Source organism: Allobacillus halotolerans (assembly GCF_018967645.1).
Classification (GTDB): domain Bacteria; phylum Bacillota; class Bacilli; order Bacillales; family Alkalibacillaceae; genus Allobacillus; species Allobacillus halotolerans.
The window spans coordinates 26,657-50,036 of sequence record NZ_JAHLZF010000020.1 but is presented as its reverse complement, the minus strand read 5'-3'; the positions used below and the strand labels follow the sequence as shown (position 1 = coordinate 50,036).

General features: G+C 39.8%; 27 protein-coding genes and 1 tRNA gene. 19 read left to right on the top strand and 9 right to left on the bottom strand.

Annotated features, from left to right (window positions below):
- Nucleotides 1-467 precede the first annotated feature (467 nt).
- The 4 genes from KQ486_RS11960 to KQ486_RS11945 all read left to right on the top strand — a co-directional run bounded on the left by KQ486_RS11960 (nucleotide 468) and on the right by KQ486_RS11945 (nucleotide 3,735).
- A complete protein-coding gene (locus tag KQ486_RS11960) occupies nucleotides 468-1,091 on the top strand; it encodes a trimeric intracellular cation channel family protein (RefSeq protein ID WP_144162383.1) in 624 nt (207 codons plus the stop codon).
- A gap of 268 nt (nucleotides 1,092-1,359) precedes the next feature.
- Nucleotides 1,360-1,590 (top strand): hypothetical protein, encoded by a 231-nt coding sequence (locus KQ486_RS14425; protein ID WP_144162388.1) that lies wholly within the window; start codon nucleotides 1,360-1,362, stop codon nucleotides 1,588-1,590.
- Nucleotides 1,591-1,614: 24 nt separating this feature from the next.
- Nucleotides 1,615-2,100: a cytochrome c oxidase subunit II gene (locus tag KQ486_RS11950; RefSeq protein ID WP_370512030.1), complete on the top strand. Its 486-nt coding sequence runs from the start codon at nucleotides 1,615-1,617 to the stop codon at nucleotides 2,098-2,100.
- On the top strand, nucleotides 2,101-3,735 hold the full coding sequence (locus KQ486_RS11945) for a b(o/a)3-type cytochrome-c oxidase subunit 1 (protein ID WP_144162391.1): 1,635 nt from the start codon (nucleotides 2,101-2,103) through the stop codon (nucleotides 3,733-3,735).
- 48 nt (nucleotides 3,736-3,783) lie between these two features.
- On the opposite strand, the gene KQ486_RS11940 is transcribed toward KQ486_RS11945, so the two are convergent.
- Nucleotides 3,784-4,272 (bottom strand): DinB family protein, encoded by a 489-nt coding sequence (locus KQ486_RS11940; protein ID WP_216687741.1) that lies wholly within the window; start codon nucleotides 4,270-4,272, stop codon nucleotides 3,784-3,786.
- A gap of 135 nt (nucleotides 4,273-4,407) precedes the next feature.
- On the opposite strand from KQ486_RS11940, the gene KQ486_RS11935 reads away from it, so the two are divergent.
- The gene (locus KQ486_RS11935) at nucleotides 4,408-4,866 is read left to right on the top strand and encodes a hemerythrin domain-containing protein (RefSeq protein ID WP_144162397.1); all 459 of its coding nucleotides are present in this window, start codon (nucleotides 4,408-4,410) and stop codon (nucleotides 4,864-4,866) included.
- A gap of 149 nt (nucleotides 4,867-5,015) precedes the next feature.
- On the opposite strand, the gene KQ486_RS11930 is transcribed toward KQ486_RS11935, so the two are convergent.
- The 3 genes from KQ486_RS11930 to KQ486_RS11920 all read right to left on the bottom strand — a co-directional run bounded on the left by KQ486_RS11930 (nucleotide 5,016) and on the right by KQ486_RS11920 (nucleotide 8,078).
- Complete coding sequence (locus KQ486_RS11930) at nucleotides 5,016-6,494, bottom strand: catalase (protein ID WP_216687740.1); 1,479 nt, start codon at nucleotides 6,492-6,494, stop codon at nucleotides 5,016-5,018.
- 272 nt (nucleotides 6,495-6,766) lie between these two features.
- The gene (locus tag KQ486_RS11925; RefSeq protein ID WP_144162403.1) at nucleotides 6,767-7,144 is read right to left on the bottom strand and encodes a RidA family protein; all 378 of its coding nucleotides are present in this window, start codon (nucleotides 7,142-7,144) and stop codon (nucleotides 6,767-6,769) included.
- Between the two features lie 43 nt (nucleotides 7,145-7,187).
- Nucleotides 7,188-8,078: a cation diffusion facilitator family transporter gene (locus KQ486_RS11920; RefSeq protein WP_144162406.1), complete on the bottom strand. Its 891-nt coding sequence runs from the start codon at nucleotides 8,076-8,078 to the stop codon at nucleotides 7,188-7,190.
- A 346-nt stretch (nucleotides 8,079-8,424) separates the two neighbouring features.
- Between KQ486_RS11920 and KQ486_RS11915 the strand changes: the two genes are divergently transcribed.
- Together KQ486_RS11915 and KQ486_RS11910 are read left to right on the top strand one after the other, a co-directional pair.
- Nucleotides 8,425-8,754, top strand: coding sequence for a hypothetical protein (locus KQ486_RS11915; protein ID WP_144162409.1), 330 nt, complete (start codon nucleotides 8,425-8,427; stop codon nucleotides 8,752-8,754).
- 149 nt (nucleotides 8,755-8,903) lie between these two features.
- On the top strand, nucleotides 8,904-9,722 hold the full coding sequence (locus KQ486_RS11910; protein ID WP_216687739.1) for an RsiV family protein: 819 nt from the start codon (nucleotides 8,904-8,906) through the stop codon (nucleotides 9,720-9,722).
- Nucleotides 9,723-9,870: 148 nt separating this feature from the next.
- Here KQ486_RS11910 and KQ486_RS11905 read toward each other — a convergent pair whose 3' ends face one another.
- Both KQ486_RS11905 and KQ486_RS11900 read right to left on the bottom strand, forming a co-directional pair.
- The gene (locus KQ486_RS11905; RefSeq protein ID WP_216687738.1) at nucleotides 9,871-11,700 is read right to left on the bottom strand and encodes an ABC transporter ATP-binding protein; all 1,830 of its coding nucleotides are present in this window, start codon (nucleotides 11,698-11,700) and stop codon (nucleotides 9,871-9,873) included.
- Complete coding sequence (locus KQ486_RS11900) at nucleotides 11,693-13,420, bottom strand: ABC transporter ATP-binding protein (protein ID WP_216687737.1); 1,728 nt, start codon at nucleotides 13,418-13,420, stop codon at nucleotides 11,693-11,695. The genes KQ486_RS11905 and KQ486_RS11900 overlap by 8 nt, the downstream gene beginning before the upstream one ends.
- A gap of 199 nt (nucleotides 13,421-13,619) precedes the next feature.
- Between KQ486_RS11900 and KQ486_RS11895 the strand changes: the two genes are divergently transcribed.
- The 3 genes from KQ486_RS11895 to ytzI all read left to right on the top strand — a co-directional run bounded on the left by KQ486_RS11895 (nucleotide 13,620) and on the right by ytzI (nucleotide 15,032).
- A complete protein-coding gene (locus KQ486_RS11895; protein ID WP_246569313.1) occupies nucleotides 13,620-13,907 on the top strand; it encodes a hypothetical protein in 288 nt (95 codons plus the stop codon).
- 18 nt (nucleotides 13,908-13,925) lie between these two features.
- Nucleotides 13,926-14,786 (top strand): 5'-3' exonuclease, encoded by an 861-nt coding sequence (locus KQ486_RS11890; RefSeq protein WP_216687736.1) that lies wholly within the window; start codon nucleotides 13,926-13,928, stop codon nucleotides 14,784-14,786.
- A 96-nt stretch (nucleotides 14,787-14,882) separates the two neighbouring features.
- A complete protein-coding gene (gene ytzI, locus KQ486_RS11885) occupies nucleotides 14,883-15,032 on the top strand; it encodes a YtzI protein (RefSeq protein WP_144162427.1) in 150 nt (49 codons plus the stop codon).
- Between the two features lie 72 nt (nucleotides 15,033-15,104).
- Here ytzI and KQ486_RS11880 read toward each other — a convergent pair whose 3' ends face one another.
- The 3 genes from KQ486_RS11880 to KQ486_RS11870 form a co-directional block, all read right to left on the bottom strand.
- Nucleotides 15,105-15,248, bottom strand: coding sequence for a hypothetical protein (locus KQ486_RS11880; RefSeq protein WP_216687735.1), 144 nt, complete (start codon nucleotides 15,246-15,248; stop codon nucleotides 15,105-15,107).
- Between the two features lie 158 nt (nucleotides 15,249-15,406).
- Nucleotides 15,407-15,883: a thioredoxin family protein gene (locus tag KQ486_RS11875; protein WP_216687734.1), complete on the bottom strand. Its 477-nt coding sequence runs from the start codon at nucleotides 15,881-15,883 to the stop codon at nucleotides 15,407-15,409.
- A 2-nt stretch (nucleotides 15,884-15,885) separates the two neighbouring features.
- The gene (locus tag KQ486_RS11870) at nucleotides 15,886-16,308 is read right to left on the bottom strand and encodes a disulfide oxidoreductase (RefSeq protein ID WP_216687733.1); all 423 of its coding nucleotides are present in this window, start codon (nucleotides 16,306-16,308) and stop codon (nucleotides 15,886-15,888) included.
- A gap of 123 nt (nucleotides 16,309-16,431) precedes the next feature.
- Between KQ486_RS11870 and KQ486_RS11865 the strand changes: the two genes are divergently transcribed.
- The 9 genes from KQ486_RS11865 to KQ486_RS11825 all read left to right on the top strand — a co-directional run bounded on the left by KQ486_RS11865 (nucleotide 16,432) and on the right by KQ486_RS11825 (nucleotide 23,328).
- Entirely contained in the window at nucleotides 16,432-17,199 is a 768-nt protein-coding gene (locus tag KQ486_RS11865; protein ID WP_216687732.1) for a hypothetical protein, read from the top strand.
- 22 nt (nucleotides 17,200-17,221) lie between these two features.
- The gene (locus KQ486_RS11860; RefSeq protein ID WP_370512031.1) at nucleotides 17,222-18,514 is read left to right on the top strand and encodes an arsenic transporter; all 1,293 of its coding nucleotides are present in this window, start codon (nucleotides 17,222-17,224) and stop codon (nucleotides 18,512-18,514) included.
- A gap of 15 nt (nucleotides 18,515-18,529) precedes the next feature.
- Nucleotides 18,530-18,946 carry an arsenate reductase (thioredoxin) gene (gene arsC / locus KQ486_RS11855; protein WP_144162442.1) on the top strand — a complete coding sequence of 139 codons (417 nt, stop codon included), beginning with the start codon at nucleotides 18,530-18,532 and terminating at the stop codon, nucleotides 18,944-18,946.
- Nucleotides 18,947-19,069: 123 nt separating this feature from the next.
- Nucleotides 19,070-19,513: a hypothetical protein gene (locus tag KQ486_RS11850; protein WP_216687731.1), complete on the top strand. Its 444-nt coding sequence runs from the start codon at nucleotides 19,070-19,072 to the stop codon at nucleotides 19,511-19,513.
- A 362-nt stretch (nucleotides 19,514-19,875) separates the two neighbouring features.
- The gene (locus KQ486_RS11845) at nucleotides 19,876-20,091 is read left to right on the top strand and encodes a heavy-metal-associated domain-containing protein (protein WP_144162448.1); all 216 of its coding nucleotides are present in this window, start codon (nucleotides 19,876-19,878) and stop codon (nucleotides 20,089-20,091) included.
- Between the two features lie 15 nt (nucleotides 20,092-20,106).
- Nucleotides 20,107-20,313 carry a heavy-metal-associated domain-containing protein gene (locus tag KQ486_RS11840; RefSeq protein ID WP_144162451.1) on the top strand — a complete coding sequence of 69 codons (207 nt, stop codon included), beginning with the start codon at nucleotides 20,107-20,109 and terminating at the stop codon, nucleotides 20,311-20,313.
- A gap of 21 nt (nucleotides 20,314-20,334) precedes the next feature.
- A complete protein-coding gene (locus tag KQ486_RS11835; protein ID WP_144162454.1) occupies nucleotides 20,335-22,230 on the top strand; it encodes a heavy metal translocating P-type ATPase in 1,896 nt (631 codons plus the stop codon).
- A gap of 201 nt (nucleotides 22,231-22,431) precedes the next feature.
- Nucleotides 22,432-22,512 (top strand) — tRNA-Arg (locus tag KQ486_RS11830).
- A 99-nt stretch (nucleotides 22,513-22,611) separates the two neighbouring features.
- Nucleotides 22,612-23,328 carry a Crp/Fnr family transcriptional regulator gene (locus KQ486_RS11825; protein ID WP_216687730.1) on the top strand — a complete coding sequence of 239 codons (717 nt, stop codon included), beginning with the start codon at nucleotides 22,612-22,614 and terminating at the stop codon, nucleotides 23,326-23,328.
- The last annotated feature ends 52 nt before the right edge of the window (nucleotides 23,329-23,380 follow it).

Here is a 23,380-nt window from a genome sequence, read left to right as displayed (position 1 = left end):
CAAAACGCCCGAATCATAAGGGAGAAAGAGATTCGGTCGAATAGGGGGCATCAAAACGCCCGAATCATAAGAGGAGAAAGAGAACCGGTCGAATAGGAGCCTCCAAATCACCCGAATCATAAGAGGAGAGAGGGATTCGGTCGAATAGGAGGCTCCAAAACGCCCGAATCATAAGAGGGGAGAGAGATTCGGTCGAATAGAGTCACCAATCGCCTAAATTATAAATAAACAGCAAATTCTGGTTAAATTGATCTCGTCTTTTTACCTAAATAGCCAGCAACCAACCTATTTTCCTCTCAAAATTCTTACAACAAGTCAAGAACGGTACAATCAATTCTCTAATAACAATATACTAAGAAATTAAATTACAATCAGCTCGCATTACTATTAATAATAACCATTATCATTTCTTTTGCTTGCCGTCTGGTTTAAAATTGATATGAATAGTAGATAAATAGGTGATCAGCATGACATGGGAAGTTTTGAATATTATTGGGACGATGGCTTTTGCGATCAGTGGAGCAATCGTTGCCATGGAAGAGCGATATGATATTTTTGGTGTTTATTTGCTTGGCTATGTGACAGCATTTGGTGGCGGTGCATTTCGTAACTTACTCGTAGGGTTGCCAATTTCAGATATATGGGCACAGGGGACTTTGTTTACTGTAGCATTCGTGACGATGACAATTATGTTTTTTATTCCTTTTCATTGGTTAATGACCTGGAATCGATGGGGAGCCTTCTTTGATGCGATCGGGTTGGCTTCTTTCGCAGTGCAAGGAGGATTATTGGCTTTGGCGGCTGGATATCCGCTCAGTGCAGTTATCGTTGCAGGTGTGTTAACCGGTTGTGGTGGAGGAATTATTCGCGATCTGTTGGCTGGCAGGAAACCAATGGTGTTGCATCAAGAAATCTACGCCATGTGGGCTGTTCTCGGTGCATTTATCGTAGGGCTTGGTGTAATAGATACACAAACAGAAATATATATCCTGCTTTCGGCAATTGTCACGATGCGTATTTTATCCATCATCCGAAAATGGGAGTTACCTAGTCGGTTGAATTGGTTAGAATTAATTCGATCTAAAAAATAAGGAAAGAAATCCAGCAGTTGCTGGGTTTCTTTTTTTATGACCAACACTGTTAAACCATGAAACCGTTTATCCACCGACATCCTCTTTGAATAACCATCTCGATTGCTTCAAAAATCAAAAAAACCTTTCATGTAACCGTTTTCACACAATCGACATCTTATCTTCACAAAACCTCCATGGAATCGCTCAAAACTGTGATTTAAATCACAATTTGAGTTTTTTAAGATTCTACAATAAAAGTAACCACACAAAAGGGAGGAGAGAAATGATGGGTGCCAAATCAAAAAGCAAGGTAGATTCGGTGAAAAATGAGACGTACAAGAAAAATGAGGATTACATTGTAATCGAGGATTTGGATGTTCAATCTACCCAGGCAATTGAAAATGAGTTCCAAGATGAAGAACCTAAATTGAATGGGGCTTTTATTTCTTCATTAATTGTTGGAGCCATCATTGTCATTATGTGGGTAGCTGTTTATGTACTTTACCAAGCAAGCTAACAGATGAATGGGGGGAACCGAACGATGCTGCATATGCATAAGTTCGAAAAAATTTGGATGATTGTTGGGATTATTACTTTGATTTCTTTTTTAACGATTGTTGGCGTTCAAGCCTTTTCAAAAGCAGAAGGGGGAGAACACCAAGGAGCACCAAGTGATATGACGCTAGTCGATCCTGAAACGGTTACAGAATCTGCACCATTTAACGAACCGGGATTGAAACAGATTGGCGAAAATGAATACGAATTGATTATGGTTTTGCAATCATACGGCTTTACACCTGGAGATATTGAAATTCCTCAAGGGGCAACAGTTCATATTAAAGCTACTTCCCTTGATGTTGTTCACGGCTTTGAAATTGCTGGAACGACTGCAAATATGATGGTAACACCGGGACACGTAAACTCAATGACCTACACATTTAATGAAAAAGGCTCTTATCTAATCTTATGTAATGAATATTGTGGAACAGGTCATCACTTCATGAGCACAAACTTGGAGGTGATATAAATGAAAATCAATCGATTGGACGCACGATTAAGTTTAGCTCATTTTTATGTTGCTTTTGGATCGATATTATTTGCCGGGTTGCTTGGACTCCTGCAAACCTTAGTAAGAAGTGAATTAATTACATTGCCATCATGGATCAACTATTATCAAATATTAACCGGCCATGGAGTGGTCATGGCTTTAGTGTTTACAACGTATTTTATCTTTGGATTTTTCTACGCAAGTGTTGCGAAGTCGACTGGAGAATTCACCAACAAACAACGGAAAGCCGGTTGGATTGGTTTCTGGTTGTTAACTGGTGGATTGGTATTGGCTGCATTAATGATTGCTTTAAATAAAGCCACTGTACTATATACGTTTTATGCACCATTACAAGCTTCACCGTTTTTCTATATTGCTTTAGCATTGATTATTATCGGAACTTATTTTGGCGCATTCGCGGTGATCAGTAGATATCGTTTATGGAAAAAAGAACACCCTGGCGAGAAAACGCCATTACTTGCCTATATGGCAGTAGCAACATTAGTTCTATGGTTAATCGCTACGATCGGTGTAGTCGCAGCTGTTCTATTCCAGTTCCTACCTTGGGCTTTCGGTTGGACGGATACAATTAACGTCGCGTTAACAAGAACATTATTTTGGTATTTTGGTCATCCGCTCGTCTATTTTTGGTTGCTGCCAGCTTATATGGCTTGGTACGTTATGGTACCAAAAATTATTGGCGGAAAAGTATTCAGTGATCAATTGGCAAGGTTTTCATTTGTATTATTCATTTTGTTCTCCATTCCGGTAGGATTTCACCACCAATTGCTTGAATCAGGAATTGGAGAAGGATGGAAATTTTTCCAAGTCATTTTAACATTTGCTGTTATTCTACCATCATTAATGACTGCATTCGCATTGTTTTCAACATTCGAGATTGCAGGACGTCAAAAAGGTGGAAAAGGGCTGTTCGGTTGGTTTAAAAAGTTGCCGTGGGGCGATGTGCGATTCTTGGCACCTTTCATGGGGATGTTAATTTTCATTCCAGCAGGTGCAGGTGGAATCATTAACGCTTCCCACCAATTAAACCAAATCGTCCATAATACGATCTGGGTCACAGGGCACTTTCATATCACAGTCGGTGGAACGGTTGCAGTAACATTTTTCGGAATCAGTTATTGGATCATTCCACATTTGAAAGGCCGTATCTTAACGAAGAAGATGAATAAGATTGGAATCTATCAAACAGTTCTTTGGGCTGTCGGCATGGGAATCATGTCTTCTGCCATGCATATTTCAGGGCTACTCGGAAACCCAAGACGTACGCAAATGACTAGTTACAATGGTCATGAAGTCGCCTCTTCATGGGGAGCGTATGAAATGGCTCACGCAGTCGGTGGAACATTGTTGGTCATCTCGTTAGTACTCTTTGTCATCGTTTTGATCAATCTAGCTTTCTTCGCACCGAAAGGCAACGAGGAATTCCCAATTGCCGAAGAATTGAATCCGACACAACAGACGCCAAACTGGCTTGAAAATTGGAAACTTTGGATTGGAATCGTGTTTGCATTGATTTTCATTGCGTACACCTTACCGATTATCGACATTATCAATAACTCACCACCAGGATCTAGCGGGTTCAAATACTGGTAAAAACAAAAAAGCAGATACCGATATCGGTGTCTGCTTTTGTTAAAAACATTAGGCGTATAGATCAGCCATTGTCACATCATACTGTAATTGTTTTAAATAATTGTAGAATTGGCCACGATGGTGAAAGACATGAGACTGGATCTCAGCTAACCATTGTATTTGTGTATGGCCATCTTCCATATAAAATGCTTTCGTTTTTTTCGTGAAAAATTCTTCTTCAGACAAAGAGGTCATATATTCATAAAGTGCATGGTAACCTTCTTCAAACACCACACCCATATCCGTTGGAGTTTGTAATTGACTATATTTGTTTTCAAGCTCTCGAACCTTCTCTAATGGTTCTTCTTTTAAGATATAAAGATCTGTGGCTGGAATAGAAACAAGGTGGATTACAAGTTCTCTTAGTGTCCGCATGTTCTCAGCTGGGCGATAATCCCAATCGGTATCCTTAATGTGCAACAATAAATTCTGAGTCGTCCGGACACAAAGCTCGATCTCTTCAAACATGATATCTTGTAGAGTCTTTGCTTGATTCATGAAAATCCTTCCTTTCTGCTCCGTTGTTTGCTAAGTTGAGAATAGATGATTTCTAGTTATTGTCTGACTTCTTATTTAAAAGTATAACATAAACAATTCGGATTCCGGGTATAGAACAATGAGGAGGTATGTTACGTGAAACGACACGAAGGACTCTTTCCATTATCACATCATCATCATCATGCATTAGTAATTTCAAAAGATTTAAAGGACATAGGAACAAGTAAAGGTGAGAAGACGTATAAGATTGTCTTACGTGAGCTTGTTGAATTTTGGGAAAAGGACGGGAATGAACATTTCCGAGATGAAGAGGAAGTACTCATTCCGTTGTACTTACGTTTTGAGAGTGAACCCAATGTCGATTTGGTCAAAAAAGTTCTCTATCAACATGCGGAAATTCGAGGCTTGATTACAGCAATCCGAAACAATCAACAGGCTGATCATGAACAACTGAACTTATTGGGTCACTTATTGGATGAACACATTCGTTTGGAAGAACGTGAATTATTCCCTGTGATTGAAGAAGCCGTTCCAGAAAAGTATTTATATCAAGCAAGCGGAAAGTTTCATAATGACTCTTATAGTGGTTACTAAGTATGCAACATCGTTTATATGAAAAATGACCAGACTGGAATTCTTCCCAGTCTGGTTTTTTATTGGGCGAGAAATAAATCAATCAATAAAAAATTCCAGCTGCAACGGTGCAGCTGGAATTGAGAGAGTGGATCGTAAAAAATTAAGCGTTATTCGGTTACTTCACTTTTAACTTCAGCTGGTACTTCCAATCCTAAACCTTCAGCAACACGTGTACCTAGATCTGGATCTGCTTTGTAGAAGTGACCAATTTGACGGAGTTTAATGTCATCCCTTGTTACAGGTTTCATATGATCGACGAAGTTTTTAACTAGACGATCTTGCTCATCTTGGCTCATTAGACGGTAAAGATCACCTGCTTGCGTGTAATGATCATCGGAATCATACGCAACACTGTCCGCATGGCCTTCAACTTCGAATGGATCCATGACTACAGATGAATCTTCTTTTGGCTCATAGTCATAGCTATTTGGTTCATAATTGACAGAACTTACCTGATGACCATATTGCATGGTTCCGCCGCGCTGGTAATTGTGTGTTTCAACAATTGGGCGGTTAACAGGGAGCTGTTCATGATTGACGCCTAAACGGTAACGCTGTGTATCGGAATAGGAGAACAAACGTCCTTGAAGCATTTTATCAGGGGATGCTTCAATTCCAGGTACGAAATGTGCTGGAGATAGAGCAGCTTGTTCAACTTCTGCAAAGTAGTTTTGCGGATTGCGGTTCAATACCATTTTTCCTACTTCGATTCTCGGATAATCTTTTTGACTAACCGTTTTGGTGACATCAAATAGGTCCCACTTGTACGTTTTATAATCTTCAAATGGGATGATTTGTACATATAAAGTCCAAGAAGGGTAGTCACCAGCTTCGATTGCATTGAACAAATCTTCTGTATGATAATCAGGGTTTGTTCCTGCAAGTTCGTCTGCGAGATCTACATCCAATCCTTTGACGCCTTGGTCACTGATGAAGTGATATTTAACCCAAAACGCTTCTCCTTCTTCATTTACCCATTTGTACGTGTGGCTTCCGTATCCATTCATATGGCGGTAAGTCGCCGGAATACCGCGGTCACCGTGAAGGTAAGTGATTTGGTGCATGGATTCTGGTGATTGAGACCAAAAATCCCATACAGCATTTTTATCCTTCAAGTTTGTTTGTGGATTTCGTTTTTGTGTATGAATGAAATCAGGGAATTTAATGGCATCACGAATAAAGAAAATCGGTGTATTGTTACCGACTAAATCATAGTTTCCTTCTTGCGTATAAAACTTCACCGCAAAACCACGCGGGTCACGGACAGTATCAGCCGAGCCTAGTTCACCAGCAACTGTTGAGAAGCGGATAAACATCGGCGTACGTTTCCCTTTTTCGTTTAAAAAGTCTGCTTTTGTGTATTTTGATATTTCATCGTTTGTCACTTCAAAATAGCCGTAAGCTCCTGCACCTTTTGCGTGAACGACACGCTCCGGAATACGCTCGCGGTCAAAGTGTGCAAGTTTTTCCAGTAAATGCACGTCTTGCAATAGTACAGGTCCACGATTACCAGCAGTAACAGAGTTTTGGTTGTCCCCTACAGGAGCACCACTAGAAGTTGTCAGTCGTTTTTTATTCTGATCCATTGATTAAAATCCTCCTTCATTGAATTGTATACTTATCATAATATATTTAAATTGGTTTGTAAATAATAATGATTATAAATAAATAAGATTTATTTATTGGGTTCAATTAACTAATTATGTATAAATAACTGTTTGGAATTGATGTGTTAGGTTTTGTGGCGTTTGTCGTAAGCTATCGAGAGTGGTTTGTTTTTGTTGGATATTATCAATTGGTTGAGGGTATTTGAGAAAAAAGACACCACAGAAAAGAAATCTATGGTGTCTTTTTGTGCTTATTTACTTGCGATTGCCTCAATTTCTACTTTTACATCTTTCGGAAGGCGGCTGACTTCAAAGGCAGCACGAGCTGGATAAGGTTCTTCTAAATAACTCGCATAAATTTCATTCACTGTCGCAAAATCATCCATGGAATTTAATAAAATAGTCATTTTCGCTACATCTTTAAACTGTAAGTTAGCCTCTTTCAGGATAGCTTCCAAGTTTTTCATGACTTGGTGTGTCTGATCTGCAACATCTTCACTGACAATCTCCATCGATTTTGGATCAAGTGGTATTTGTCCTGAGATAAAGACGAGATCACCTACTTCAACTGCTTGAGAATAAGGTCCAATTGCTTCTGGTGCTTCTTTGGTGGAGTATGCTTTCTTCATCGTTCATTCTCCTCTCCTAAAAAGTTATTATTCAATTTGTTGTTCAATCATAATACGGATTGACGTGAACATGGACATCATGCACTTCTTCAAAATGATTCATTAATATTTCTTTCACTCTTGCCGAAATCGCATGACCTTCATCGACTGTGATTGTGGGATCAACGCTGATTTTAGTATCAATTATAACATAAGAACCGTGTGACCTCGCATGCAAAGAATCAATTCTCTTAACGCCATTGACTTGTTTCACTGTTTGATTAAATTTTTCCGTTTCTTCTTCGTCTAGAACAATTTCGAGTGAAATTCTAACGGCCTCTTTTCCTAAACTAAAACCCATCCACATAATAATTCCAGCAATGATTGCTCCGGCTATTGGATCGAAATAAGTTAAATAAGAAATTTGATAGCGGTCACCAATCATTGCTAATCCAATACCAACGAGAGCAACGACTGAAGAAATCGCATCTGACCGATGATGCCAAGCATCTGCGATGATTGCTTGGCTTTTGATTTTTTTCCCTAAACGGTTTTTATATTGAAATAAAGCTTCTTTAACGATGATGGAAAAGACAACAATATATAATGCCAGTGGGTGTGTTGATTGTTTAGCATTAGACCAAATGGCAGAGACGGCATCCATTAAAATTTCAAACCCAACAACAATCAACAACATCGATACGATCAAGGTAGCAATGTTTTCAGCCTTACCATGTCCATAGGGATGTTCTGAATCAGGTGGTTTTTGTGCGGCACGGACACCGACCAATACGGCGATTGAACTGATGACATCAGAAGCAGAGTGGAGAGCATCGGCGATTAATGCACGACTATCGCCAAGAACTCCACCGATCCCTTTGATGATGGCTAGGATTACATTGGCGACCATCCCGATAATCGATGCAAATTGAGCTTTCTGAAAACGATCCGACATAGAAAAACCTCTTTTAATGTTTGTCTTTTTATCATACCAATATTTTTCGCTAACAGTCCAAGAACAACCATTTCAAACGACTTTTTTAAAAAAATATATTACATAATCGTTGGATGTTTAAGATGTTTCTCATGGTTGAAAAATCATCGTAAAACAAACGGTGTATATCTACCTAAATTTAAGGGAAAAATATTTAATATACAATCGTTCAAAAGGACTTTCGTTCGAGTTAAACAAGGAATACATTACAATTCATTAACATGCGTTTATGTATTGTTCAGAACGGTTATTAATGTATTAGCACGACGCAACACCAAGAAAAAATCATTTTAAGGAGTGTTACTTCATGAAGAAACTATTTATGACTTCATTTTTTGCGCTAATTCTTACTTTAGCAGCTTGCGGTGGAGACTCTGGTGAAGAGGACCCAGCAACGAATGAAGACACTGGAACACCAACAGAAGAAGATTCAGGTTCTAGTGAAACAGATACAGGTTCCACAGACACTGGTTCAACAGGAACTGAAGGAGATTCCGATATGGGATCTGAAGGTACCGATTCCGACACAGGTGCTGGCACAGAATCCGACATGGAGTCTGAAGGTGCTGAACCTGACACAGGATCAGGAGACGCAGATGGTGATGACTTAGATTCTGACGTTAAAAATGATGGCTAATAAGTAAAATACCAAGGCAGTGGCACGCGAGCCACTGCCTTTCATTATTTGGGTACATAGTTCGTAAATTCACTTATTTTTTAACGTGTATAATCCTCGAATCTGTTGGGCTAACTAAGGATAAATGAACAGATGAGGATGAAGACATCATGAAAGATAAAACAATACCTTATTTTGTGATCGCGTTAATCATTAGTATGTCTATCGGCTATTTATTTGGCTGGGACAAAACGGAATCAATCGAGTATGAAGAAGCACTACCAGTCATGAGTAAAAACAACGTTGAAGATGAAATTGTCGATACAGATTTTGAAGAGGTAAAGATCAAACGATTGAATGAAAAAGCTAAAACGTATGAACTACAGGTGGAAATACCATTGTTCGGGGTAAAAGCAATCGATCAGTTCTTTGATGAGGAAGCCGAACAGCGTATAGAACATTTCATTGCATTACTCGAACACAGTGGTAATGTATCTCCATCACACCAAGGAGCCTATTTTGTAACGACCGATCTTTATAAAAGTGGAGAAGAATTCTTTTCTGTCGTTATGGCTGAAGAAACCTATACAGGCGGAGCCAATTTCGATCAAAAATCTTCCGTTTATTTGGTCGACCTGTTAACCGAGGATTTTGTGGATCCGATTGATTTATTTGATCAGCCATTTGAAGCACAAGACAAGTTCTTTGAGTTAGTTGAAAAGAATTTGAGAGCATCTGATTATTATTCGAATTATATTATGGAAGACCAGTTACAGGAATGGTTAAATCAAGATCAATATGACTTCTCGAATGTTTTTATTCGCGATCATAACTTGGTCGTTAAATTTGATAAATACGAAGTTACAGCAGGTGTGGCAGGCATGCCAGAGGTTGAAGTTCCAATAGATGAGATGAAAGAGTTTATGAATGAAGAATGGCTAGAGCGCATCGAGGCCATTGATGAAACGACGGATGAGTATTATTTATGAGAAAAACGAGGGTGGAACAAAGTGCTTTAACCAGCGCTATGAAAATTGTTCCGGCCTCACTATATCGTATAAACAGAAATAGTGGGTAAGGTCATCCGTCGATGATCTTACCCACTAATTTTAGTATGTTTATTTGATTTGAAAATTATTATCCTGGTTCCTCTAGCCGAGTTTCATAAAGCTCAGCATACCGGCCGCCTTGTGATATTAGTTCGTCATGACTTCCTTTCTCGATAATTTCTCCGTGTTCGAGCATAATGATTTGATCGGCTGATTTAATGGTGTTCAAGCGATGAGCAATAACAAAACTGGTCCGACCTTCCATCAAACGTTTTAACGCTTCCTGAATTTTAATTTCTGTTACCGTATCAATACTGCTTGTTGCTTCATCCAGTACAAGTATTTTCGGATCTGCCAAAAGCGCGCGTGCAATGGTAATTAGTTGCTTCTGCCCTTGACTGATACTCATGCCATCCGCATCAATTGGCGTATCGTATTGCTCCGGAAGTTTCGAGATAAAGTCATGCGCATTGGCATTTTTAGCTGCCTCGACAACTTCATCATCGGTTGCATTCAACTTTCCATAACGAATATTTTCACGAATGGAGCCTTCAAATAAAAAAGCATCTTGTAAAACGAACGCCATATGTTTCCGTAAGCTATTCCGTTTAATACTTTTTATATCTTTTCCATCTAGCAATATTTCCCCATCGTCATAATTGTAGAATCGAGCAATGAGGTTAATGATTGTTGTTTTGCCGGCCCCTGTATGTCCGACAAAAGCAGTTGTGCTGCCAGGGTCTGCAGTAAAACTGATTCCTTTTAGAATTGGTTCGTCAGGGTTATAAGAAAAAGTGACGTTTTTAAATTCAATCTCACCCTTAGGTACGTCGATTGAATTAGCGTCTACTTCATCAAGTTCTTCGCCGTCTTCGTCCATAATATTAAAAACTCGTTCGGCTCCAGCTACGGCAGCCAATAGTTGGTTGAACTGATTGGACAGCTCGTTTAACGGTCGTGTGAACTGACGTGCCAATTCAGTAAATATCACGATGGTTCCGACGGTTATCATGTCGTTCAATACAAACACACCACCGATAAAAGCAATCAAAGCGAAACTAAGCACATTTAACATGTTCATTAGCTTCGGAATGAATCCAGAGATCGTACCTGCCCAATAGCCTGAGTTCCGCACGTCATCATTTTTTTGTTCAAATTCGTCAGTCACTCGCTCCTCTTGAGAGAATGTTTTAATAATCCGTTGGCCTGATATCGTTTCTTCCACATAGCCGTTCAAATGTCCAAGCCGTTGCTGTTGGATTTTATACAACGGGCCAGTCCTACTTGTGATCCACTTCATGCCAAATACCATAATTGGAATGATGGACATGGTGATCAGTGCCAGTAATGGACTGAGATAGACCATGACACTGACTGTCCCGATCAGCGTGAGGACACTGGATAAAATTTGAATAATGGACGTGTTTAATGTGTTACTGACATTATCGATATCATTGGTTACCCGGCTCATGATTTCACCTTGCTGCCTTCTGTCAAAGAAAGGAATCGGCAATGTGTGTAGCTTCTCAAACAACTCCGAGCGGATGGTGTATACCGTGTTTTGGGCGATGCCAATCATGAAAAAATGCTGGCAAAACATCGCGATGGAGTAGCCTAGATAGACGAGAAATAACCAAAAAAGCATACGGTTAATCCCTGACATCTCCTGGACAGCAATGTACTCATCGACTGTCGTTCCAATCATATACGGACCGAGAATGGCAAAGCCGGAGCTTAGAGCAACCATGACGGTAACAAGCAGAAGCATCCATTTTTCCGCCAATAAGTAAGAGAAGATTTGACGCACCGTCTTTTTCCAATTCCGTACTTTTGGTTTTGCCCGTTCATCGGTGACGCGTTCTGCTTCTGATAAATCTATTTTTTGCTGTCGAAATGGTTCCAGTAGCTGTTTAAGCATATAAATCCTCATCTCCAACTTGTGATGCGACAATGTTTTGGTAAAGTTCAGATGTATCAACGAGTTCATCATGTGAACCTTCTGCTAAAATACGTCCCTCATCCATTAAAATGATGCGATCACAGCTCTTGGCCGTGTCGATTTTTTGCGTCACAATGAATGTTGTACACCCATAAGTTTGGATCGCCTGAAGAAGTTTAGATTCTGTTTTTAAATCTAACGAGCTTGTACTATCATCTAGCAAAAGAACTTTTGGACTGCGAATCAAAGCTCGGGCAATAGAGACACGTTGCTTTTGACCTCCGGACAGATTGACGCCTTTTTGGCCGATTTTGGTCTCGTAACCTAAAGGTTGTTCCATAATTGTCTCATGGATTTGAGCGTCTTTAGCGGCTTGGATGATTTCTTCTTTCGTAGCATCATTTTTTCCCCAGCGAATATTTTCTTCAATACTACCTGTGAACAATAAAGGCGCCTGCGGAACGAAGCCAATCGCCATTCGTAGTGTGTCTAAAGGATAATCCTGAACATCGACATCATCAATCTTCACTTGACCACCCGTTGTATCATAAAGCCTAGGAATTAACTGAAATAGCGTCGATTTACCTGAACCTGTTGCACCGATAATCGCGATACGCTCCTCCGGTTGGGTGGTAAACGATACATGGTCCAGTACTTTATTCGTTGTTTCGGGATAATAAAAATCAACTTTTGAAAATTCAACCTTCCCAGCAGTTACTTTCAGATCCTTTTCTGCATTGGATTTTTCGAGTAAATCGACTTCTTCATCCATGACGACTTGAAGCCGATCGGCAGATGCTTTCATCCGTGATAAAGCCATTGTCAAAAATCCAAACATCGTAATGGCCATCGATACCCGTAGTGCATAATTGATGATGGCGACGACTTCACCGACTTGTGCTTGTCCTGCCTGGACTTCAGTTGAGCCATACCATAAAATGACCAACAAACTCATGTTCATGCCAAATAAAAGAACGGGCATGGACGATTCGATCAAACGCAAAGCTGATTTCGTCCGGTTCATAAGCTCTGTATTGACTTCTTTAAATCGACTCTCTTCAAAATTCTTTCGTAAAAATGCTTTGATCAAGCGGATGCCAGACAAATTCTCTTGCATGACCCGATTGACGCGGTCCAACCGAACTTGCACTTTTGTGAAAAGAGGACTCGCTTTTTTGATGACCCACAAAATTAATAAAACAAGTACAGGAACAGAAATCAAAAAGACTAAAGAAATTTGCCAATTGACGAGAAACGCCATGAGAACACCGCCAATGACTAAAAGGGGTGCTCGAAGCATAATCCGAAGTCCCATGAAAATCCCGTTTTGTACCATACGAACGTCATTGGTGAAGCGTGTGATCAAACCGGATGTCGGAAAATGGTGTAGATTTTTGAAGGAAAACGATTGAACTTTTTCAAAAAGCCGTTGTCGGATATCGTAACCGTAATGGAAAGTGACATAAGCTGAATAGAACGAATTCAGCATCCCGGCAATAAATGAAAACGCTGCAAGCACGAGCATTAAAACGCCCCATTTAATGACCGTATCCATATTTTGAGTCACAATACCTTCATCAATCATTTTTCCGAGAAAGAATGGGAGCATCAATTCAACTGCCAATTCAATCAACATGAGGGACCAAGCGACAATCATATGTAAACGATAAGGTTTCAGATGTGATAAGATTTTCTTCAAGGTGCTCAACTCCATCTAGGTAAGCTGTTCATAATTTTTAACCATTGTGATTATTCTAACATATTCACTTTGCGTTATATTACTATAATGAACCATCTTTGTCATCATTGGTAATGGTTTAATGGAAAACGGTAACAGCGATTTTTCCTTCCGCGCATGATATAATGGCGACACACCGAACGATTGAAGGAGAGACGGTATGGAATTAGAAAAGCACCAATATGTAAAATTCAGAAGAGAAATGGATCCCATCAAACTTGAACAAAAGCACATCGAAGACGTTTGTTACGTCTACTTATATGAAGATAAAATTGTGACCGATGAACAAGAATACGAGATTCATCAAGTATTTGATCTATCGTATCGCATGTTATCGGAAGAATATGGATTTTTTTACTTGCATACATCGAAAGGCGTCATGACGTTGAATGTAAAGGATGAACCGATAGAATTTATTAAAAAGTTCCGAGAAGTAGAACAAAAATAGAAGGGGAAGGACTTAATAATGGAGAAAAAAGTATTACTCGTTGATGGCATGGCACTTTTATTCCGTGCGTTTTATGCGACAGCCATGTCAGGCTATTTCATGGTGAATTCAAAAGGCATTCCGACGAATGCTGTCCACGGATTTACAAGGCATTTACTGACCGCAACGAATCACTTTCAGCCGACACACGTCGTTTGCTGTTGGGATATGGGTTCACACACTTTCCGAAATGATCTATTCGACGGCTATAAAGCAAACCGTTCAGCACCGCCGGAAGAGTTGGTTCCCCAGTTTGATCTCGTCAAGGAAGTGACGGAAGCAATGGATATTCCAAACATAGGGATCAAAGGGTATGAAGCGGATGATTGTATTGGAACATTGGCAAGAGCATATCAAGAAGATTCAGAGGTCTTGATTTTGACCGGAGACAGAGATATCCTGCAATTGCTGGATGAACAAGTGAAAGTGGTTCTAATGAAAAAAGGAGTCGGAAACTACGATATTTATCATGCAGAACGTTTCGTAGAAGAACACGGGATCCAACCACTACAGATGATTGAATTGAAAGCAATGATGGGAGATTCCAGTGACAATTATCCTGGTGTTCGAGGGATTGGCGAAAAGACAGCCCTTAAATTGTTGCAAAAACACGGATCGTTGGAAGCTATTTTGGAAAACTTAGATTCATTGACAAAAGCACAGCGAACGAAATTTGAAACCGATTTGGAAATGGTACATTTATCTCGTCAGCTGGCTGAAATCAACTGTGAAACAGAAGCGTTTTGTGACTTGTCAGATGCAGTGTTTCAACCTAACCGGGAGCGGGTTATGGAAAAATTCAACGAGCTGGAATTTAAGCGAATTGAACAATTGGTATAAAGCTAGAATCGGAAAAGTATATGAATCAAAAAGTAGCATCACTCATTGGCGAACAAAACCGTGTTGAAGCGATTGGATCAGTAAGGGGGGTAACCATTGACACTAATCTACACAATGGCGATCGGATTGGTAATCTTTATTGTTGTGTTGGCGGTAACATTGATGGCTATTTCAAAGGGATATAATTATAAACACGAGGTAGATCCACTTCCAGAGACACAAACAGAAATGAAAGAAGCTGAATGAAGGAAAGCTGTTCGATGTCGGTTATGAATTACTGATATCGAACAGCTTTTTTATTTGGCGTTTTGTATATATTCAGCACTTCTTCAGTGTTAATGCTCCAACCTTCAGTGTTGATTGAAGCTTCTTCAGCGTTAATCCGCTAACCTTCAGTGTTAATCCAGCGTGCTTCAGTGTTGATTTGTCGTTCTTCAATGTTAATCTGCCGTTCTTCAGCATTAATTCGCCAACCTTCAGTGTTAATCTGTCGTTCTTCAGCGTTAATCCGTCAACCCTCAAGTTTTTAAGGATAAATCGCATAGATTCAAAATTAATTCGAACTACTTCAACAACACAAAAAAGCACCGACCGAAGTCAGTGCAGATTATAGCTCGATTCTATTCATTACTCAACGAATATTCCTCTAAAAATTCTTCGTATTTATCTGTTGGCGCAGCACCCATGATTCGATGCACTTCTTCACCATTTTCATAGTAAATCAATGTAGGTGTTGCTTCGATGTTGTACTCACTCCACCCATCTTCAAACTCCAAAAGGTTGAATTTCTTTAAATCAACACCTTTTTCTTTTGCTAATGGGGATAATCTTGGTGTCGCTTCCCGACAATGTTCACAAGTCGGACTGAAGAAATAGACAGTCATCGTTTCGCCAGAAGATAAGTCTTCTTCTAATTCGTCTGGAGTAATAACGTTTTGATAATGTTCATTATCCAATAATTTAACCGTTTCTGGATGTAAGGAATCTTTTCCATAAGGATTCCCTTCGACTTTTTCAGATGTTGCCATATTGGTTAGTAAAACGATGCCTATGAATAAAACGATTACTAGACCGCCAAATATAAGAATTTTTTTCATAGTTACACTCCTTTTGATTGTTTGAATCCTAAGATGCTGATTACTAAAATCAGTAAAAATGCAGTGCCGGCGAGAAATGGTATGGAAATAAAGCCTAACCAATCAATGTAGGTTCCAGTACAAGAAACTTGTCCACAGCTCGGAGCAGTAGACCGTAAGAACTCCAACTTTTGTATCCCATAGTGATAAATCGAAATGATTAGACCGATACTAGAAAAAACGATTGAATAAATGAATACTTTCGTGTCCTTCAGTAAAGTTCCAACCAATAAAATAAGGACGAGGGGATACATAAAGATACGTTGAACCCAGCATAGCTCACAAGGTGGATACTGCTGAACTTCCGAAAAATAAAGCGATCCTAGTGTCGCGACCAAAGCGATGACCCATCCGGTGATCGCAAAGTTTTCAGCTCGTTTTGTCATAATAAATCTCCTATAGTTACATCAAAATTATAGTACGAAAAACATCAAAAAGTAAGAAGTATGCTTTGAATATTTTCTTACACCTTCTCTTATTGTAAGATAGAGAAGATTGGAGGAAAGAAAATGATATTTAAGATCTTATCTAGGCTCTCGATTGCTTTAGCAGCTTTCCTATTTACATATATCGCGAATTTATTGTTTTCTGATATGAGTTTACAAGCTGCGAATGATTATGTGTCCAACCCATTGCATTGGATGATTTTCACGTTTTATTTAATAGGTATCTCTTTTTTGATTGACTGGATTTTCAAAAAAATCAATGAAACATCGACTTGGTCTTATGTTTCAGCCTATACATTAGCTGGAATCATCATTTGGGCTGTATTATTTGTTACTGTGTTGTTTGATTCCTTTTCATGGTATTTCTTTGTGGTGATTTATTCAAGTATTTATACTGTGTTAGGATTTATCGTATTTTATCTGTTTTTAAAAGTGTTTCGCATGAATGTGAAAAAAATCTTGATGATTGGCATTCCATCATTGATCGCGATCTTGTTTATTGTCTTCACAAACCCAGCAATCAAATCAGGGTTTTCAAGTGCGTATGAGGCAAATTCATATCACGCTGAATTCGATAATTTCAATGGGGAAGAGCCTGTATGGATTCCAGTTGAGGCAGAACAGGAATATGAAATTGAGATTGATTGGAATTTAGAGAATGATGCTCAACACGGACTCCGTCTCTCACCTGACGTTCATGAAATGGGAGATTTAACCATTGAAGAAAATGAAACCATTTCATATGAGGCAACTGAAACAGGTGAATTGTTGTTCTTTTTTAATGGAGTCAATATAGAAGGCGAAGTAACGTTTACTTGGGAAGAAATCTAGCTAATAAAAGGAGTATGACATCGTGGAAACAACAATCGCCATTGCAATTTTTCTACTTACATTACTTTTTGTTATTTGGCAGCCAAAAAATCTAGGTATTGGTTGGTCTGCTTGTGTGGGCGCGATCATTGCCTTATTGTTTGGCGTCGTTACGTTCAATGACGTCATTACCGTAACGGAGCTTGTCTGGAATGCGACACTTGCTTTCGTCGCCATCATTCTCATTTCATTGATTTTGGATGAAATAGGATTTTTTGAATGGGCTGCTTTACATATGGCGCGGTTGGCTAAAGGAAATGGCGTAAAAATGTTTTTTTACGTAACATTACTTGGAGCGGGTGTAGCTGCGTTATTCGCCAATGATGGTGCTGCTTTGATTCTGACACCGATTGTCCTGTCGATGGTCCGTGCCTTGAACTTTAAAGAAGCGATGATTCTGCCGTTCATCATGGCAAGTGGGTTTATCGCTGACACGACCTCCTTGCCATTTGTCGTCAGTAACCTTGTCAATATCGTTTCAGCCGATTTCTTTTCGATTGGCTTTATTGAATACATGGCTCGAATGATTTTACCAAACCTATTTTCGCTTGTCGCAAGCATGGTTGTGCTGTTTTTATTTTTCCGTAAATCGATTCCGGACAACTATGATGTGACTGCGTTACGAAAACCGAGTGAAGCCATTAAGGACCATACGATGTTCAGGCTATCATGGATTGTTTTAGGGGTCTTATTGATCGGATATTTTGCCAGTGAATTCATCGCGGTACCGGTGTCTGTCGTAGCTGGAGTCACAGCGATTATCTTTTTCGTCATTGGTAGAAGAAGTCCAGCCGTTTCCGCAAAAGAAGTCATCAAGGGCGCACCATGGGATATTGTGTTTTTCTCAATCGGCATGTATGTCGTCGTCTTCGGCTTACGAAATGTCGGGTTGACCGACTTATTGGCAGAAATCATTAATTATACGGTAGAAGGCGGATTGCTTGCTGCGACGATGTCCATGGGCTTCATCGCTGCTATTTTGTCATCTGTGATGAATAATATGCCGACTGTGATGATCGATGCATTGGCGATTGCTGATACAAGTGCAACCGGCATTACGAAGGAAGCTTTGATTTATGCGAACGTAATCGGCAGTGACTTAGGTCCAAAGATTACCCCGATTGGGTCGCTTGCCACCTTACTTTGGTTACACGTGCTATCGAAAAAAGGAATTCGCATTTCATGGGGATATTATTTTAAAGTCGGGATCATCTTAACAGTTCCTGTGTTGGTGATTACGTTATTCGGCTTGTATTTCACATTGATCTTATTTTAAGGAGTGAGTCTTAAAATGAATAAAAAAGTAGTTTATTTTCTTTGCACGGGAAATTCTTGTCGCAGTCAAATGGCTGAAGGATTTGGAAAAGAAATGCTTGGAGAAACCTGGGATGTTTATAGTGCAGGGGTTGAAGTGCATGGCTTGAATCCACGAGCGATTGAGATGATGCAAGAAAAAGGCATCGATATCTCCAATCAATCTTCTTCACTAATCGACACAGAAATTTTAAACCGTTCAGACCTTGTCATTACACTCTGCGGTGACGCGAAAGATCGTTGTCCGACAATCCCAGCAGGAGTTCAAACAACACATTGGGACTTGCCGGACCCAGCAAAAGCGGAAGGAACAGAAGAAGAGATTCTGCATGAATTCCGCAGTGTTCGAGATGAAATTGAAAGACGAATCAAATGGCTCGCCGAGAATGAGTAGGGCTTTTGAAAGAAGAAGGAATTCTTCATAAACATTTTTCGTTCTTATAGGACTAAATCCCCCTTTTTCTTATTGTATTCTTATTAATTTTCTGTAAAATAAAAGGGGGGGAGGGGAACGGTGATGAAAAAGTTCATACATAAAATTCGCTGGAAATATGTCGTGTTTACGTTTATTTATACGGCGCTTTTGTTGCTGGTTATATCGCCTTTTTTCTATATTTATTATGTCAATAATGGTGTGCCCATTTTCGATGAACGACTGGAAGCGGCTACAATCGATCATTTAGAATCGGTTGGTCTTTCAGAAGAAGAAATTTCAGATGCAAAAATAGTTCGACCGCCTTACGATACACACCAAGATTATTATAAAGCGCATGTTTTTGTCAGCTTCGTCGATGATCCCGATGTCTATTACATATACGGAAAAGAAAAGTACTTTGGTGACATCGTCCAATACTGCGAAAAGGAAGTGGTGCTGCCAAAAGGGAATGAACTCGTTTTAGAGGCGATGAGTTATGATGAAGATGGCTGTGTGTCCATGCCAATCGAGGACACGGAAGATTAACCTACATAATCGGTTAAACACCTGATCTACGTGATTGGGTGTTTTTTTCTGTTCATTTTACCCATTAGGGACCATATATTTTGAATCTGGGTGCATATTTACGATGTTTGGGCTTATAAGTTAGCCAGTTGGTCGCATAACGGAGTCTTTTGGGCTCATAATCTCGTCTTCAGGCACATATTTACGGAAAAAGGGAGCATATCACCAGCCGTCTAATAGTCTTTTGTGCAGTTTTTATGCAACGATTGACCACTATCCAGAAAGATTTCCACAAAAATCTGTATATCTTGATATAGGTCAAGGAATAGAACCACAATCCCTTCTATACTTAAGATGAACCAAAAAACAAAGGAGAGATGAAGATGAAAACAACTAAATTTCAATTAGAAACGTTAACATGTCCATCTTGCATCAAAAAGATTGAAAGTAACTTAGGAAAAATGGATGGTGTGGATGAAGTGAAGGTTCTCTTTAACTCAAGTAAAGTCAAGGTCCAATACGATGAAGCAAAAGTGAATAAGGATCAACTTGAAGATACGGTCACGAAGCTTGGTTACCCAGTATTGTCAGCTTCTTGATTGGAGGGGAACACATTGAAAAAGATACTCCTCACCATTGATCCACTCACTTGCCCAGGATGTGCAAGTGAGATGGAATCAATGATTCTTGAAAAAGAAGGTATTGAATTTGGAAAGGTATTTCATCAACTTGGCAAGGTTTTATGCCGGTATGATGAAGAAAAGATTGATTCGGACACGGTAGAACATTGGATACAACAAATTGATACAAAAGTCAGGTAAAAAAGAGAGGGAGTGTTCAGAATGATTCGTTGGATACAAAGGCAGACAAATCAACTGACGTTTACGGCAGGAGCATTATTGATTATTGCTTTCATCGCTCATTGGATGGAGATTGTAGCAATCAAACAAGGGGCATTGATCGTCGCGACAATTGTTGCGGGTGTTCCGATTGCCATTAAAGCGTTCCAAGCATTGCGAATGAAAGCTTTTAGCATCGAGTTATTGGTGACCATTGCAGTAACAGCTGCGTTATTTATAGGAGAATATGTTGAATCGGCAGCGGTCACATTTCTATTCTTATTTGGAGCATATCTTGAAGCGCGTACACTCAACAAAACAAGAGCATCATTAAGAGAATTGACGGAATTGGCACCGGATGAAGCTTCTGTTTTTCGAAATGGAGATTGGGTATCCGTATCGGTAGATGAAGTTGAAGAAGGAGAGAGAGTCGTCGTTCGCTCGGGCGGAAAAATTCCAGTCGATGGAAAAATTTTAACCGGTGAAGCAACGATTAATGAAGCGGCCATTACAGGTGAGTCTGTTCCAGTAGGAAAAACAAATGATGATGACGTTTTCAGCGGATCAATCATTGATTCAGGCTATATCGAAATGGTGGCTGAAAAAGTTGGAGAAGACACTACGTTCGCAAAAATTATTGAGCTAGTGGAAGAAGCACAAGAATCCAAATCAAAAACACAACGGTTTTTAGATAAATTCGCAAATATTTATACACCATCAGTCGTTGTCTTATCGGTTCTCGTTTATTTGATCACCAAAGATCTTCACCTTGCGATCATCTTCTTGGTCATTGCTTGTCCAGGTGCGTTAGTCATTGGTGCGCCCGTGTCAAACGTGGCCGGCATCGGAAATGGAGCAAAGCGTGGCGTCTTGATCAAAGGCGGCGATGTCATGGACCGATTATCGAAAATCGACACCATTGTCTTTGATAAAACAGGAACGCTAACAAGAGGAAAACCAGAAGTGACTGATTTTCATGTGATCGGCGATGAAAATCCTGACGACTTGCTACAAATGATTGCGCAAGCAGAAATGGCTTCAGAGCATCATTTAGGAAAAACGATTGTCAAGCATGCAAAAGAAAAAGGGTTATCATTACAAAATGATTATGAATATGTTGATGTCGTAAAAGGAAACGGACTTAGAAACCGCGTTGCTGGCCATCAATTCAGCATTGGAAACCGAGCGTTAATGGAGATGGACGACATCAAACTAACAGATGAAGTCAATAACTATGCAATCGAACAAGAAAAGAAAGGCAACACAGCCATTTTTGCAGCAAAAAACGGCCAATTAGTAGCCATCATTTCGATTGCTGACCAAATCCGTGAAGATGCCGTTGACGCTTTGAAAGAACTTCGTGAACACGGAATCAAGCAAATGATCATGCTTACAGGTGATAATGCGCACACAGCGAAGCGAGTGGCAGATCAACTTGGCTTGGATGGGTATCATGCGGAACAATTGCCAGTAGATAAAGTGAAATTCGTAGAAAAGCTACAGAACGAAGGGCATAAAGTCGCGATGATCGGTGATGGAATCAATGATGCGCCATCTATTGCGAAAGCGGATATTGGATTGGCGATGGGCGAAGGTGGAACAGACGTCTCCATGGAAACAGCTGATGTCGTCTTGATGGCGGATAAATTGAAGCAATTCTCTCACGCTTACGCATTAGCAAAAGTGACGGTTCGGAACATGAAACAAAACATGGGGTTTGCTGTCGGAACAGTATTCGTATTACTACTCGGTGTGCTAGTTGGAAGCATTCACTTAGCATCAGGCATGTTCGTCCACGAGGCAAGCATCCTGGTCGTCATCTTGAATGGTATGCGGTTGATTCGATTCAACCGTGAACCATCAGAGAAAAAGATTAAACCATTACCTGCACATGCTTAATCATCTAAACACTCCCTTTTATTCGGAAACCAATGCCGTAGCATTGGTTTTTTTCTTTATCGTAAATTCTTTGGCACATATTTTTCTGAGTTTGGCTCAAAAAAGTCATTCATGGGCACATATATTCAGTGAGTGGTATCAAATAATTTCAAGTAGGGTTCATATCGATATACAAGGGGTTCATATTTTACCGAATTGGACGCATATCAGTAATTCAATAGAGTAGACCAATAGCCTTCTAAGCTGTAGATTGGGCGTTCGAATCGCTCCTGGGTCGTACCAGAATCCAGTAAGCCGTCACAACAGAGTAAATGGATTGACGCTATTGAGATTATCACCGATGATAGAAGCAACAGATCCACTAAAGAATGGGGGATGAAAATGACAGAGGAACATACACAAGAACAAGGCACAGGACATACGTGCCATCCGGGCGGGTCGCGAAAAGCCTGTGTTTCTCAAGTGCCGATCTTCAACCATCTTGGACATGAGCAGATGAATGAAATAATGAATGTAGTTCGACACGTTTCTTTCAAGAAAGGAGAGACAATCTTCGGGGCTGGGGACTGGTCGGATACGTTGTATATCATTCACCAAGGGAAGGTAAAGATCTATCGGTTGGCAGAGTCTGGGAAAGAACAAATTTTAACAGTGCTATACCCAGGTGACTTTACAGGGGAATATGCATTATTCAACGAATCGACGCACCATGACTATGCTGAGGCGATGGAAAAAACGAATATCTGTATGATCAAAAAGGAAGATCTACAAAATTTTTTAATGAAGTATCCAACCATATCGCTAAAAATGTTGACAGAGTTCTCTAAACGACTGGAAGAATCAGGATCGCAAACAACAAACTTCGCAACCGAAAGAGTCGAAACCAGAATCGCATTATACCTAGCCGATTTAGCGAATAAAAGTGGAAGTGAAACCATCAAACTGCCAATGAGCCGTCATGACCTAGCATCTTACTTAGGAACCTCACCGGAAACAATTAGTCGACGCCTGGCAGATTTAGAGGACCGTGGATTGATTAAGCAACTTTCAAGAACGAATATTGAAATCATCGATATGGATGGGTTGTTGTTGATATAAATATTTATCAAAAATAAAACTCATCAACGTCATGTCGATGAGTCAAAGAGGA

What these genes read in the sequence shown, in the direction of transcription:
- KQ486_RS11930 (WP_216687740.1), bottom strand. Translation starts at nt 6,494, where the DNA reads ATGGATCAGAATAAAAAACGACTGACAACTTCTAGTGGTGCTCCTGTA.
- KQ486_RS11890 (WP_216687736.1), top strand. Translation starts at nt 13,926, where the DNA reads ATGGAGAAAAAAGTATTACTCGTTGATGGCATGGCACTTTTATTCCGT.
- KQ486_RS11850 (WP_216687731.1), top strand. Translation starts at nt 19,070, where the DNA reads ATGAAAAAGTTCATACATAAAATTCGCTGGAAATATGTCGTGTTTACG.
- KQ486_RS11865 (WP_216687732.1), top strand. Translation starts at nt 16,432, where the DNA reads ATGATATTTAAGATCTTATCTAGGCTCTCGATTGCTTTAGCAGCTTTC.
- KQ486_RS11895 (WP_246569313.1), top strand. Translation starts at nt 13,620, where the DNA reads ATGGAATTAGAAAAGCACCAATATGTAAAATTCAGAAGAGAAATGGAT.
- KQ486_RS11920 (WP_144162406.1), bottom strand. Translation starts at nt 8,078, where the DNA reads ATGTCGGATCGTTTTCAGAAAGCTCAATTTGCATCGATTATCGGGATG.
- KQ486_RS11960 (WP_144162383.1), top strand. Translation starts at nt 468, where the DNA reads ATGACATGGGAAGTTTTGAATATTATTGGGACGATGGCTTTTGCGATC.
- KQ486_RS11880 (WP_216687735.1), bottom strand. Translation starts at nt 15,248, where the DNA reads ATGCTGAAGAACGGCAGATTAACATTGAAGAACGACAAATCAACACTG.
- KQ486_RS11910 (WP_216687739.1), top strand. Translation starts at nt 8,904, where the DNA reads ATGAAAGATAAAACAATACCTTATTTTGTGATCGCGTTAATCATTAGT.
- KQ486_RS11875 (WP_216687734.1), bottom strand. Translation starts at nt 15,883, where the DNA reads ATGAAAAAAATTCTTATATTTGGCGGTCTAGTAATCGTTTTATTCATA.
- KQ486_RS11905 (WP_216687738.1), bottom strand. Translation starts at nt 11,700, where the DNA reads ATGCTTAAACAGCTACTGGAACCATTTCGACAGCAAAAAATAGATTTA.
- KQ486_RS11835 (WP_144162454.1), top strand. Translation starts at nt 20,335, where the DNA reads ATGATTCGTTGGATACAAAGGCAGACAAATCAACTGACGTTTACGGCA.
- KQ486_RS11940 (WP_216687741.1), bottom strand. Translation starts at nt 4,272, where the DNA reads ATGAATCAAGCAAAGACTCTACAAGATATCATGTTTGAAGAGATCGAG.
- KQ486_RS11945 (WP_144162391.1), top strand. Translation starts at nt 2,101, where the DNA reads ATGAAAATCAATCGATTGGACGCACGATTAAGTTTAGCTCATTTTTAT.
- KQ486_RS11845 (WP_144162448.1), top strand. Translation starts at nt 19,876, where the DNA reads ATGAAAACAACTAAATTTCAATTAGAAACGTTAACATGTCCATCTTGC.
- KQ486_RS14425 (WP_144162388.1), top strand. Translation starts at nt 1,360, where the DNA reads ATGGGTGCCAAATCAAAAAGCAAGGTAGATTCGGTGAAAAATGAGACG.
- arsC (WP_144162442.1), top strand. Translation starts at nt 18,530, where the DNA reads ATGAATAAAAAAGTAGTTTATTTTCTTTGCACGGGAAATTCTTGTCGC.
- KQ486_RS11925 (WP_144162403.1), bottom strand. Translation starts at nt 7,144, where the DNA reads ATGAAGAAAGCATACTCCACCAAAGAAGCACCAGAAGCAATTGGACCT.
- KQ486_RS11915 (WP_144162409.1), top strand. Translation starts at nt 8,425, where the DNA reads ATGAAGAAACTATTTATGACTTCATTTTTTGCGCTAATTCTTACTTTA.
- KQ486_RS11870 (WP_216687733.1), bottom strand. Translation starts at nt 16,308, where the DNA reads ATGACAAAACGAGCTGAAAACTTTGCGATCACCGGATGGGTCATCGCT.
- KQ486_RS11950 (WP_370512030.1), top strand. Translation starts at nt 1,615, where the DNA reads ATGCTGCATATGCATAAGTTCGAAAAAATTTGGATGATTGTTGGGATT.
- KQ486_RS11825 (WP_216687730.1), top strand. Translation starts at nt 22,612, where the DNA reads ATGACAGAGGAACATACACAAGAACAAGGCACAGGACATACGTGCCAT.